The sequence below is a fragment of the Streptomyces sp. SID5910 genome, from assembly GCF_009862125.1.
GTDB lineage: Bacteria > Actinomycetota > Actinomycetes > Streptomycetales > Streptomycetaceae > Streptomyces.
In genome coordinates this window covers 16,807-28,618 of the sequence record NZ_WWHX01000119.1, presented here as the reverse complement: position 1 = coordinate 28,618, position 11,812 = coordinate 16,807, and the positions used below count along the sequence as shown (strand labels likewise).

Here is an 11,812-nt window from a genome sequence, read left to right as displayed (position 1 = left end):
TGCGCCGCCGCCCGGCGGACGCCCCGGCGGCTACGGCTACCCGCAGCCCGCGGGCGGCCAGCAACCCCCGGCCGCACCCGCGCCCGGCACCCGCACCCGCCACTGGATCGAGATCAACGGCACCCGCCATCAGATCTCCCGCGCGACCCTCGTGCTCGGACGCAGCACCGAGGCCGACGTGCGGATCGACGACCCCGGCGTCTCCCGCCGGCACTGCGAGATCCGGACCGGAACGCCCTCGACGATCCAGGATCTCGGGTCCACCAACGGCATCGTGGTGGACGGGCAGCACACCACCCGCGCTACGCTCCGCGACGGCTCGCGGATCGTCGTGGGCAGCACCACCGTTATCTATAGGCAAGCCGAAGGGTGATCCGGGGGCAATGTCAGAGCTGACCCTCACGGTCATGCGGCTGGGTTTCCTGGCCGTACTGTGGCTGTTCGTGATCGTGGCCGTGCAGGTCATCCGCAGCGACCTGTTCGGTACGCGGGTCACCCAGCGCGGATCGCGGCGCGACTCCGCACGACCGCAGCAGGCCGCGCGCCAGGGCCAGGCGCCTCCACCGCAGCGCCAGCAGCCGAGCGGCGGCCGCGGCCGCCGCAACGCGCCCACCAAACTCGTCGTGACGGAAGGCACCCTCACCGGCACCACCGTCGCCCTCCAGGGGCAGACCATCACGCTCGGCCGGGCGCACGACTCGACGATCGTGCTGGACGACGACTACGCCTCCAGCCGCCATGCCAGGATCTACCCGGACCGCGACGGCCAGTGGATCGTCGAGGACCTCGGCTCCACCAACGGCACCTACCTGGACCGGTCCCGGCTGACGTCCCCCACACCCATCGGCCCGGGGGCGCCGATCCGCATCGGCAAGACCGTCATCGAGCTGCGGAAGTAGTGCTACACCAATGAATGAGCGCGAGCGGAGCGAGCACGCAGCGGCGGCCGGCACCCCGGGCCACGGCGCGCTCCCGACCGGAGGGTGGGCAGTGTGGCTCGACACGACCGGCTGCAGTCGGAGCCGACGGGCGAGGTGCGCATGAGTCTGTCACTGCGCTTCGCCGCCGGATCGCACAAGGGCATGATCCGGGAGGGCAACGAGGACTCCGGTTACGCCGGTCCGCGCCTGCTCGCCATCGCCGACGGCATGGGCGGCCAGGCCGCCGGCGAGGTCGCCTCCTCCGAGGTGATCTCCACCATCGTCGCCCTCGACGACGACGTGCCCGGCTCCGACATCCTCACCTCCCTCGGCACCGCCGTGCAGCGCGCCAACGACCAGCTGCGGCACATGGTCGAGGAGGACCCCGCCCTCGAAGGCATGGGCACCACCCTCACCGCCCTGCTCTGGACCGGCCAGCGCCTCGGCCTCGTCCACGTCGGCGACTCCCGCGCCTACCTCCTGCGCGACGGCGTCCTCACGCAGATCACCCAGGACCACACCTGGGTGCAGCGCCTCGTCGACGAGGGCCGGATCACCGAGGAGGAGGCCGGCACCCACCCGCAGCGCTCCCTGCTGATGCGCGCCCTCGGCAGCGGCGACCACGTCGAGCCCGACCTGTCCATCCGCGAGGTGCGGGCCGGCGACCGGTACCTGATCTGCTCCGACGGACTCTCCGGCGTCGTCTCCCACCAGACCCTCGAGGACACCCTCGCCAGCTACCAGGGCCCCCAGGAGACCGTCCAGGAGCTGATCCAGCTCGCGCTGCGCGGCGGCGGCCCCGACAACATCACCGTCATCGTCGCCGACGTCCTCGACCTCGACACCGGCGACACCCTCGCCGGCCAGCTCTCGGACACGCCCGTCGTCGTCGGCGCCGTCGCCGAGAACCAGGCCCAGTTCGGCGACAACGGCATCATGCAGACCCCGGCCGGCCGCGCCGCCGGTCTCGGCCGCCCGAGCGGTGGCCGGCACGGCGGAGGCGGCGAGTTCGGTCCGCCCGGCAGCGGCGACACCACCGGCTACATCCCGGCCGGCGGCTTCGGGGACTACGACGAGGACGACTTCGTCAAACCCCGCAAGAACCGCAAGTGGCTCAAGCGGTCCTTCTACTCCGTGCTGGCCCTCGCCGTCATCGGCGGCGGCCTCTACGGCGGCTGGCGCTGGACGCAGACCCAGTACTACGTCGGCACCAACAACGACCACGTCGCTCTCTACCGGGGCATCAGCCAGGACCTGGCCTGGGTCTCGCTCTCCAAGGTCCAGAAGGACCACCCCGAGATCGAACTCAAGTACCTGCCGCCCTACCAGCAGAAGCTCGTCGAGTCGACCATCGCCGAAGGCGACCTGAACGACGCCCGGGCGAAGATCGAGGAGCTGTCGGTACAGGCCTCGGCCTGCAAGAAGCAGGCCGAACGGCGTGCCGCGGACAGCGACAACGCGAAGACGGGCGAAGGCGAGGCCGGGGGCACCACGGGAACCACACCCGCCTCCTTCACGTCCAAGGCCTCACCGACCCCGAGCCCGTCGGGACCGTCGAAGACGCCCGACCCGTCCCCGTCCACGACCGCACCCACTACCAGCCCCGGCCCCAGCCTCTCGGAGGAGGAGCAGAAGGTCGTCTCGCTGTGCGGTAAGCAGTAGGCAAGCCGTGAGAGGCCCCGTCACACGATGAGCAGTTCTACCAACTCGCCGACGCACCACACGTCCACGATCGGCTCCATCGGCGCGCCCAGCCGCCGCAACACCGAGCTGGCCCTGCTGGTGTTCGCCGTCGTCATCCCGGTCTTCGCCTACGCCAACGTGGGCCTGGCCCTCAACGACGAGGTGCCCGCCGGGCTTCTGAGCTACGGCCTCGGCCTCGGCCTGCTGGCCGGCGTCGGCCACCTGGTCGTGCGCAAGTTCGCGCCGTACGCGGATCCCCTGCTGCTGCCCGTGGCCACCCTGCTCAACGGCATCGGCCTGGTCGTCATCTGGCGCCTGGACCAGTCCGAGCGGCTCCAGGCGAGCAAGACGTTCGTCGAGGCGGCCCCCCGCCAGTTGCTGTACTCCGCACTCGGCGTCGCCCTGCTCGTAGCCGTCCTGGTCTTCCTCAAGGACCACCGAGCCCTCCAGCGCTACACCTACATCTCCATGTTCGGCGCGCTGGTCCTGCTGATCCTGCCGCTGGTCCCCGGGCTCGGCGCGAACGTCTTCGGCGCCAAGATCTGGATCAAGATCCCCGGCCTCGGCACGCTCCAGCCCGGTGAGTTCGCCAAGATCGCCCTCGCCGTGTTCTTCGCCGGCTACCTCATGGTCAAACGGGACGCCCTGGCGCTGGCCAGCCGCCGCTTCATGGGGCTGTACCTGCCGCGTGGCCGCGACCTCGGTCCGATCCTCGTCGTCTGGGTGATGTCGATCCTCATCCTCGTCTTCGAGACCGACCTCGGTACGTCGCTGCTGTTCTTCGGAATGTTCATCGTCATGCTGTACGTCGCCACCGAGCGGACGAGCTGGATCGTCTTCGGTCTGCTGATGTCCGCGGTCGGCGCCGTCGGAGTGGCGAGCTTCGAGCCGCACATCCAGACGCGTGTGCAGGCCTGGCTCGACCCGATGCACGAGTACGAGCTCTCCCGCGCCGGCGTCCAGGACGGCATCGTCCACTCCGAGCAGGCGATGCAGGCCCTCTGGGCGTTCGGCTCCGGCGGCACCCTCGGCACCGGGCTCGGCCAGGGCAACTCCGACCTCATCGGCTTCGCCGCCAACTCCGACTTCATCCTCGCCACCTTCGGCGAGGAACTCGGCCTGGCCGGCGTCATGGCGATCCTGCTGATGTACGCGCTGATCGTGGAACGCGGTGTACGCACCGCCCTCGCCGCCCGCGATCCCTTCGGCAAGCTCCTCGCCGTCGGCCTGTCCGGCGCCTTCGCCCTCCAGGTGTTCGTCGTCGCCGGCGGTGTGATGGGCCTCATCCCGCTCACCGGTATGACGATGCCCTTCCTGGCCTACGGAGGCTCCTCCGTCATCGCCAACTGGGCCCTGATCGGCATCCTCATCCGCATCAGCGACACCGCCCGCAGGCCCGCCCCCGCGCCCTCCAGCCCCGACGCCGAGATGACCCAGGTGGTCCGACCGTGAACAAGCCCCTGCGCCGCATCGCGATCTTCTGTGGTCTCCTGGTCCTCACCCTGTTGATCCGCGACAACTGGATCCAGTACGTCAAGGCCGACGCACTGAGCACCCAGGAGGAGAACCGCCGCGTCGCCATCGCGCGCTACGCCAGCCCCCGCGGCGACATCATCGTCGACGGCAAGGCCATCACCGGACACGCCACCACCGAGGGCGACTTCAAGTTCAAGCGCACCTACAAGGACGGCGCCATGTGGGCGCCCGTCACCGGCTACGTGTCCCAGGCCTACGGCGCCACCCAGCTCGAGAACATCGACGACGGCATCCTCACCGGCAACGACGACCGGCTCTTCTTCCGCAACACCCTCGACATGATCACCGGCAAGAAGCGCGAGGGCGGCAACGTCGTCACCACGCTCAACACCGCCGCGCAGAAGGCGGCGTACGAGGGTCTGAAGAAGCAGGGCGCCAAGGGCGCCGTCGCCGCCATCGAGCCCTCCACGGGCAAGATCCTGGCCCTCGCCTCGTACCCCTCCTACGACCCCTCGGTGATCGCCGGCGGCGGCAAGTCGGACGGCGAGGCCTGGAACAAGCTCATCGAGAAGAACAACCCCGACAAGCCGATGCTCAACCGCGCCCTGCGCGAGGTCTACCCGCCCGGCTCGACCTTCAAGGTCGTCACCGCCGCCGCGGCGCTGGAGCACGGGAAGTACACCTCGGCGGACGAGAAGACCGACTCGCCGCTGCCGTGGACCATGCCCGGCACCAGCCGTGAGCTGCCCAACGAGGGCGACCTCCCTTGCGAGAACGCCACCCTCCGCGAGGCCCTGCGCGTCTCCTGCAACACCGTCTTCGGCAAGATCGGCTACGACCTCGGCAACGACAAGATGCTCGAGACCGCCAAGAAGTTCGGCTTCACCGAGGAGCAGTTCGTCCCCGTCCGTTCCAGCGCCTCGGTCTTCTCCGACGACATGAACGACTCGCAGGTCGCGCTCTCCTCCATCGGCCAGTTCAACACCGCCGCCACCCCGCTCCAGATGGCCATGGTCACCTCGGCCATCGCCAACGACGGCACCCTGATGAAGCCGTACATGGTCGACGAGCTCCAGGCCCCGAACCTCGACATCATCGAGAAGACGGACCCGCAGGAGATGAGCAAGCCGCTCTCCCCGGAGAACGCCGGGATCCTCCAGTCGATGATGGAGACCGTCGTCAAGGACGGCACGGGAACCAAGGCGCAGATCGACGGCGTCACCGTGGGTGGCAAGACCGGTACCGCCCAGCACGGTGTCGAGAACAGCGAGAACCCGTACGCCTGGTTCATCTCGTACGCCAAGACCGACGGCGGCTCACCGGTCGCCGTGGCCGTGGTGATCGAGGACGAGAACGCCAGCCGCGACGACATCTCCGGCGGTGGCCTCGCGGCACCCATCGCGAAGAGCGTGATGGAGGCCGTCATCGACAGCAAGAAGTGATCAGGCGCTCAACGGGACGTGACTCCGCTCACGTCCCCTTCACATCGACGCACGTTGCGATACCGGTCCTGTATCGGGTACCGGGCTTCGCCAGGTCACACGGAGCGAGCCGGGTACGGTAGGCCGGACGGCAGCCTCCGACCGTACAAACATGCCGGTCGGGACCGACGGAGAGGGCTGGTAGGTAACCATGGAAGAGCCGCGTCGCCTCGGCGGCCGGTACGAGCTGGGCCAGGTGCTCGGCCGTGGTGGCATGGCGGAGGTCTACCTCGCGCACGACACCCGGCTCGGCCGCACCGTGGCAGTGAAGACGCTCCGCGCGGACCTCGCGCGCGACCCGTCCTTCCAGGCCCGGTTCCGCCGGGAGGCCCAGTCGGCCGCCTCGCTCAACCATCCCGCGATCGTGGCGGTCTACGACACGGGCGAGGACTACATCGACAACGTGTCGATCCCGTACATCGTCATGGAGTACGTCGACGGCTCCACACTCCGTGAGCTCCTCCACTCCGGCCGCAAGCTGCTGCCCGAGCGCACGCTGGAGATGACCATCGGGATCCTCCAGGCGCTGGAGTACTCCCACCGCGCCGGCATCGTCCACCGCGACATCAAGCCGGCCAACGTCATGCTCACCCGCAACGGCCAGGTCAAGGTCATGGACTTCGGCATCGCCCGCGCCATGGGCGACTCCGGCATGACGATGACCCAGACCTCCGCCGTGATCGGCACCGCCCAGTACCTCTCCCCGGAGCAGGCCAAGGGCGAGCAGGTCGACGCGCGTTCCGACCTGTACTCCACGGGCTGCCTGCTCTACGAGCTGCTGACCGTCCGGCCGCCCTTCGTCGGCGATTCCCCGGTCGCGGTCGCCTACCAGCACGTCCGCGAGGAACCGCAGGCGCCCAGCGTCTTCGACCCCGAGATCACGCCCGAGATGGACGCCATCGTCCTGAAGGCGCTGGTCAAGGACCCCGACTACCGCTACCAGTCGGCCGACGAGATGCGCGCCGACATCGAGGCCTGCCTCGACGGCCAGCCGGTCGCCGCCACCGCCGCGATGGGCGTCATGGCAGCGGGCGGGTACGGCGGCTACCCCGACGACCAGCCGACCACCGCCCTGCGCTCGGACTCCGGCGCGGGCGCCGGCGCCACGACCATGCTGCCGCCGATGAACCCCGACGACGGCGGCTACGGCTACGACGACCGCCCCGGGCGGCGCCGCCAGCAGCAGAAGAAGTCGCACACGTCGACGATCCTGCTGGTCCTGGCCGGCATCCTCGTCCTCGTCGGCGCCATCCTCATCGGCAAGTACGCCATCGGCGGCGGAGGCGTCGGCAACGACAACGTCCCCGTACCGAACTTCGTCGGCCTCACCAAGCAGGAGGCCGGCAACCGGGCGACCAACGCCGACCTCGAAGTGGCCTTCACCCAGAAGCCCTGCGAGAACCAGGCCAAGAACCACATCTGCTCGCAGGACCAGAAGCCGGACACCGAGGTCAAGAAGAACTCCACCGTCAACCTCGTGGTCTCCACCGGCGCGCCCAAGGTCGACGTCCCGGACGTCGAGGGCCAGACCTACGAGGACGCCGAGAAGGCGCTGACGGCCGCGGGCTTCGAGGTCGAGAAGGAGACCAAGGAGTCGACGGAGACGCCGGGCACGGTGCTCTCGCAGGACCCCGACGGCGGCGAGTCCCGCGAGAAGGGCTCCACCGTCACGCTCACCGTCGCCCGGGAGACCTCCCAGGTGACCGTGCCGAGCCTGATCGGGCTGAGCCCCGACGACGCCAAGAAGCGCCTGGAGGAGAAGGGCCTCGTCCTCGGCTCCCAGTCCGAGGAGGAGTCCACGGCGCAGGCCGCGGGGACCATCTTCGAGCAGAGCTTCAGCCCGGGCACCGACGTGGACCGCGGCAGCACGGTCACGGTGAAGATCGCCAAGGCACCGGCGAAGACCAAGGTGCCGGCCATCGCCCCCGGCACGCCCCTGGGCCAGGCCAAGCAGACGCTCACCGCGGCGGGCTTCACGAACATCCAGGTGAGCGGGTCCCAGGACGACAACGCGCTGGTGATAGGGCAGAACCCGCCGGGTGACACGGAGGTCGACGACCCGGCCGCCACCCCGATCGTGTTGCAGACCGCCGGCGGCGGCGGCAACAACGGCGACAACGGCGGCGGCTTCATCGGCGGCCTCGGCCGCGACGACGACTGACCCCGCCGGACGCACGAACGTACGGAGCCCCGGACCTCACCAGAGGTCCGGGGCTCCGTCGCGCCGCGCCGGTCACGTCACCGCAGTTCCTCCGGCGGGGTCCGGTCCCCGTCCACCTTCTCCGTGCGGACCAGCTCGCCCCACACCACGTACCGGTACCGGCTCGTGTAGACCGGGGTGCAGGTCGTCAGCGTGATGTAGTGGCCCGGCTTCGTCTTCCCGGACTCCTCGGGGACCGCCCCGAGCACCTTCACGTTGTACTTCGAGGTCTCCGGGAGGATGCCGTAGACCTTGTACACGTACCAGGTGTCCTTCGTCTCGAAGACGATCGGGTCACCCTTCTCGATCTTGTCGATGTTGTGGAACTTCGCCCCGTGCCCGTCCCGGTGGGCCGCCAGCGCGAAGTTGCCCTCCTTGCCCGACGTCGGGAGCGCCGACTTCACCGGATCGGTGTAGTAGCCGGCCACGCCGTCGTTGAGGATCTTCATCGACGTGCCCTTCTCCACCAGGACGTCGCCCTTGCCCATCGCGGGCACGTGCAGGAAGCCGATGCCGGCCTTGGTGTCCAGGGCGCCCGGCCCGTCCTGGCCGACCCTGTCCTCGGCCCAGTCGTCACGGACCTTGTCGGCCTGCTTGCCGGCCGCGCGGTCGGCGACGACGTTCGTCCACCACAGCGAGTAGACGACGAACAGGCCCAGCACCAGGCCCGCCGTGATGAGGAGTTCGCCGAGGACACTGACGACCAGGGCGATGCCCCGGCCCCGGCGGCGGCGTGCCGCGGACGGCGGACGGCCGGACGCGTCGGTGTGCTCCTGGTGATCCGTGTCGGTGGTCGCTGCCACTGGTCATCTGCCCTTAATTGACGAGCGCATCCGGCTTGCCCTTGCTGCGCGGCCGTTCCTCGACCATCTTGCCCCAGACGATCATCCGGTACTTGCTGGTGAACTCCGGGGTGCACGTGGTCAGCGTGATGTAGCGTCCGGGCCCCGTGAACCCGGACTGCCGGGGCACCGGGTCGAGGACCGTGGTGTTGCTGGGCTGCGTCACCGGCAGGATCGACGACATCTTGTAGACGAAGTACTCGTCCTGCGTCTCCACGACGATCGGGTCGCCCGGCTCCAGCTTGTTGATGTACCGGAAGGGCTCCCCGTGCGTGTTGCGGTGCCCGGCGAGCCCGAAGTTGCCGCTCTTCGCCTCCGGCATCGCCGTCTTCAGCGGGTCCTCCGCATAGTGGCCCACCATGCCCCGGTCCAGCACCTTCTTGCTGCTGACGCCCTCGGCGATCGGCACCACCACGTCCAGCTTCGGGATGTGCAGGATGGCGAAGCCCTGGCCCGGCTCGAAGGCCCCCGGATTCCGCTTGCCGCTCGCCCAGTCGTCCTGGAGGCTGCTCGCCGCCTTGTCGGCCTGCGCGTGCGCCCGCACGTTCGTCCACCACAACTGGTAGGTGACGAACAGCAGCATCAGCACGCCGGTCGTGATGAAGACCTCGCCTATCGCGCGGCTCGCGATCACCGCGGCGCTCGGCTTGCGCGCCCGGGCCTGTCGACGGGCCTCCACCCGCGACAGCGGCGCTCTCGCCGTCTCGGCGGACTCCTGGGTCTCCGACGGCCGTTGGGTGCCTCCATGGCGCCCATGACGCCGTCTGGCGGCCTTCCTGCGGGCCGCACGACCACCACCGGGCGAAGAGGCAGGAGAAGGAGAGGGAGAGGGAGGCGGGTCCGGGACCCGCAGCGCCACCGTCTCGTCATCGATGACCGGCGCATACGTCTCGTCGTACGCCCCCGCGTACGCCCCCTCGTGCCGGCCGCCCCCGAACGCACCGGAACTCCCGTACGACTGCCCGTACGAGACGCCCTGGTCGCCGGCCGCGCCGGACTCACGCTCGGGGCGCAGCGCGGTCACGCCGTGGCCCTGCCCACCACCGGGGCGAGCCCCGCCGACCTCGCCACCGCGTCCTGGTCGCCGCACTCCACCAGCCAGTTGGCCAGCATCCGGTGCCCGTGTTCCGTCAGCACCGACTCCGGATGGAACTGCACGCCCTCGACGGGCAGTTCACGGTGCCGCAGCCCCATCACGATCCCGTCGTGCGTGCGGGCGGTCACCTCCAGCTCCACCGGCACCGTCCCCGGCTCGGCGGCCAGCGAGTGGTACCGCGTCGCCGTGAACGGCGAGGGAAGACCGGCGAACACGCCCTGCCCCCCGTGCTCCACCGACGACGTCTTGCCGTGCAGCAGCTCGGGCGCCCGGCCCACCACACCGCCGTACGCCACCTGCATCGACTGCATGCCCAGGCAGACGCCGAAGACCGGCACCCCGGTCGCCGCGCAGTGCCGCACCATGTCGACGCAGACACCCGCCTGTTCCGGCGCGCCCGGCCCCGGCGACAGCAGCACCCCGTCGAAACCGTCCTGGGCGTGCGCCGTCGAGACCTCGTCGTTGCGCAGCACCTCGCACTCGGCACCCAGCTGGTACAGGTACTGGACCAGGTTGAAGACGAAGCTGTCGTAGTTGTCGACGACGAGGATGCGCGCACTCACTGGTTGTCCACCGTCACATCGTTGAAGGGAAGCAGCGGCTCGGCCCACGGGAAGACGTACTGGAACAGGACGTAGACCACGGCCATCGCGAGCACGAGCGAGAGCAGCGCCCTCACCCACGCGTTCCCCGGCAGATGCCGCCAGATCCAGCCGTACATGCCGTCCCTTCCGTCGCGCCACGGCACCAGACTCACGCCGTACGTCACCAGACTAGCGGCGCCGGGGCCCCTCGGACGGCGTCACTCCACAGGCCGGGCATAGTGCAGGTCCACCGCGCCCGAGTAACCCGGCAGCGTGGCGGTCCCCTCGTCCTCGACCTTCCAGCCGAGCCCGTACACGTTGACGTACACCATGTAGTTCTGGATCGCCGGCGACTCGGCCAGCGCCTTCTTCAGCCGCTTCGGCTCCCCGACGGCCTGGATCTTGTAGGGCGGTGAGTAGACCCGGCCCTGGAGGATCAGCGTGTTGCCCACGCACCGCACCGCGCTGGTGGAGATCAGCCGCTGGTCCATCACCTTGATGCCCTCGGCGCCGCCCTGCCACAGCGCGTTCACCACCGCCTGAAGGTCCTGCTGGTGGATGACCAGGTAGTCGGGCTGCGGCTCGGGATATCCGGGGAGCTTGGCGGTGGCGTCCGGCGGGGCGTCGTCCAGCGTGACCGAGACCGACTCGCCCTTCAGATCCTGCGTGCCCGTCTTCTCCTCCAGCGCCGCGAGCTTGTCGTCCTCCGCCTTCGTACTTCCGTCGTCGCGCTCGGCGAGGCTTTCGATGTCGCCCCGCAGAGCCGCGTTGGACTCGTCCAGCTCACCGTTCTTACGGCTGCGTTCCTGGATGAGATCGGACAACTTAAGCAAAGAGGTGTCGGTGCGGATATTGGTGCCCTTGGCGGTATTGAAGCTGGTGAAGAAAATGAGGCCCGCGAGAGCGAAGACGGCCGCCGTGAGCACCCGCACCGGCCGGAATCGGCGCCTGCGGGCGGAACTGGTTCCCGTCCCGGGGGAGTCGGCGGAATTGCTCAACGTACCCTTATCTCCTTAAGCGCCACGGAAGCACTACGCTAACGGACGCCCGGGGGAGCGCTCAGGGTCCCCTTGCACGCCGCCCCCGAGCCCGAACCGCCCTGCGCGGCCACGCAGCGCATCGACAGGAGAGACCCTCGTGCCGAAGTCACGTATCCGCAAGAAGGCCGACTACACGCCGCCGCCCGCCAAGCAGGCGACCGCCATCAAGCTGACCAGCCGCGGCTGGGTCGCACCGGTCATGCTGGCCATGTTCGTCATCGGCCTCGCCTGGATCGTCGTCTTCTACGTCACAGACGGGTCGCTGCCCATCGATGCGCTGGGCAACTGGAACATCGTGGTGGGCTTCGGTTTCATCGCCGCCGGATTCGGTGTCTCCACGCAGTGGAAGTAGCTCTCCCCAGGGCTATCCACCGAGTTATCCACAGGCATTGTCCACACGGTGGGGACAAAGAAACGAAGATCTGTGGATAACCACCCGGGCATTGACGCCGGTGTGACGGAAGTACCAGCAACCGAAAACATGTTCGCC

The 11,812-nt window shown here is 69.2% G+C and carries 11 protein-coding genes and 1 pseudogene; 7 read left to right on the top strand and 5 right to left on the bottom strand.

Annotation, left to right across the window (positions count from 1 at the left end; translation table 11 throughout):
* The 6 genes and pseudogenes from fhaA to pknB all read left to right on the top strand — a co-directional run.
* Positions 1-373, top strand: a pseudogene (gene fhaA / locus GTW67_RS04095) (antibiotic biosynthesis regulator FhaA); the annotation flags it as partial.
* Positions 374-383: 10 nt separating this feature from the next.
* The gene (locus GTW67_RS04090; RefSeq protein WP_161163415.1) at positions 384-899 is read left to right on the top strand and encodes an FHA domain-containing protein FhaB/FipA; all 516 of its coding nucleotides are present in this window, start codon (positions 384-386) and stop codon (positions 897-899) included.
* Between the two features lie 141 nt (positions 900-1,040).
* The gene (locus tag GTW67_RS04085) at positions 1,041-2,582 is read left to right on the top strand and encodes a Stp1/IreP family PP2C-type Ser/Thr phosphatase (RefSeq protein WP_161163414.1); all 1,542 of its coding nucleotides are present in this window, start codon (positions 1,041-1,043) and stop codon (positions 2,580-2,582) included.
* 27 nt (positions 2,583-2,609) lie between these two features.
* The gene (locus GTW67_RS04080; RefSeq protein WP_161163413.1) at positions 2,610-4,055 is read left to right on the top strand and encodes an FtsW/RodA/SpoVE family cell cycle protein; all 1,446 of its coding nucleotides are present in this window, start codon (positions 2,610-2,612) and stop codon (positions 4,053-4,055) included.
* Positions 4,052-5,521: a penicillin-binding transpeptidase domain-containing protein gene (locus tag GTW67_RS04075; RefSeq protein WP_161163412.1), complete on the top strand. Its 1,470-nt coding sequence runs from the start codon at positions 4,052-4,054 to the stop codon at positions 5,519-5,521. Before GTW67_RS04080 ends, GTW67_RS04075 begins: the two co-directional genes overlap by 4 nt.
* A 190-nt stretch (positions 5,522-5,711) precedes the next feature.
* Positions 5,712-7,721, top strand: coding sequence for a Stk1 family PASTA domain-containing Ser/Thr kinase (gene pknB / locus GTW67_RS04070; RefSeq protein WP_161163411.1), 2,010 nt, complete (start codon positions 5,712-5,714; stop codon positions 7,719-7,721).
* A 77-nt stretch (positions 7,722-7,798) separates the two neighbouring features.
* Here pknB and GTW67_RS04065 read toward each other — a convergent pair whose 3' ends face one another.
* Genes GTW67_RS04065 through GTW67_RS04045 form a run of 5 tightly spaced genes read right to left on the bottom strand, consistent with a single transcriptional unit; the run spans position 7,799 to position 11,280 of the window.
* A complete protein-coding gene (locus tag GTW67_RS04065) occupies positions 7,799-8,563 on the bottom strand; it encodes a class E sortase (protein ID WP_161163410.1) in 765 nt (254 codons plus the stop codon).
* A 13-nt stretch (positions 8,564-8,576) separates the two neighbouring features.
* Positions 8,577-9,626: a class E sortase gene (locus tag GTW67_RS04060; RefSeq protein ID WP_161163409.1), complete on the bottom strand. Its 1,050-nt coding sequence runs from the start codon at positions 9,624-9,626 to the stop codon at positions 8,577-8,579.
* The gene (locus GTW67_RS04055; RefSeq protein ID WP_161163408.1) at positions 9,623-10,261 is read right to left on the bottom strand and encodes an aminodeoxychorismate/anthranilate synthase component II; all 639 of its coding nucleotides are present in this window, start codon (positions 10,259-10,261) and stop codon (positions 9,623-9,625) included. The genes GTW67_RS04060 and GTW67_RS04055 overlap by 4 nt, the downstream gene beginning before the upstream one ends.
* Positions 10,258-10,455: a hypothetical protein gene (locus GTW67_RS04050; RefSeq protein ID WP_202436800.1), complete on the bottom strand. Its 198-nt coding sequence runs from the start codon at positions 10,453-10,455 to the stop codon at positions 10,258-10,260. Before GTW67_RS04050 ends, GTW67_RS04055 begins: the two co-directional genes overlap by 4 nt.
* Before the next feature lie 45 nt (positions 10,456-10,500).
* Positions 10,501-11,280, bottom strand: a complete 780-nt coding sequence (locus GTW67_RS04045; protein ID WP_161163406.1) for a DUF881 domain-containing protein — start codon at positions 11,278-11,280, stop codon at positions 10,501-10,503.
* Positions 11,281-11,419: 139 nt separating this feature from the next.
* Between GTW67_RS04045 and crgA the strand changes: the two genes are divergently transcribed.
* Positions 11,420-11,674, top strand: a complete 255-nt coding sequence (gene crgA / locus GTW67_RS04040; RefSeq protein WP_161163405.1) for a cell division protein CrgA — start codon at positions 11,420-11,422, stop codon at positions 11,672-11,674.
* Positions 11,675-11,812 lie beyond the last annotated feature (138 nt).

What these genes read in the sequence shown, in the direction of transcription:
- pknB (WP_161163411.1), top strand. Translation starts at nt 5,712, where the DNA reads ATGGAAGAGCCGCGTCGCCTCGGCGGCCGGTACGAGCTGGGCCAGGTG.
- GTW67_RS04085 (WP_161163414.1), top strand. Translation starts at nt 1,041, where the DNA reads ATGAGTCTGTCACTGCGCTTCGCCGCCGGATCGCACAAGGGCATGATC.
- GTW67_RS04080 (WP_161163413.1), top strand. Translation starts at nt 2,610, where the DNA reads ATGAGCAGTTCTACCAACTCGCCGACGCACCACACGTCCACGATCGGC.
- GTW67_RS04090 (WP_161163415.1), top strand. Translation starts at nt 384, where the DNA reads ATGTCAGAGCTGACCCTCACGGTCATGCGGCTGGGTTTCCTGGCCGTA.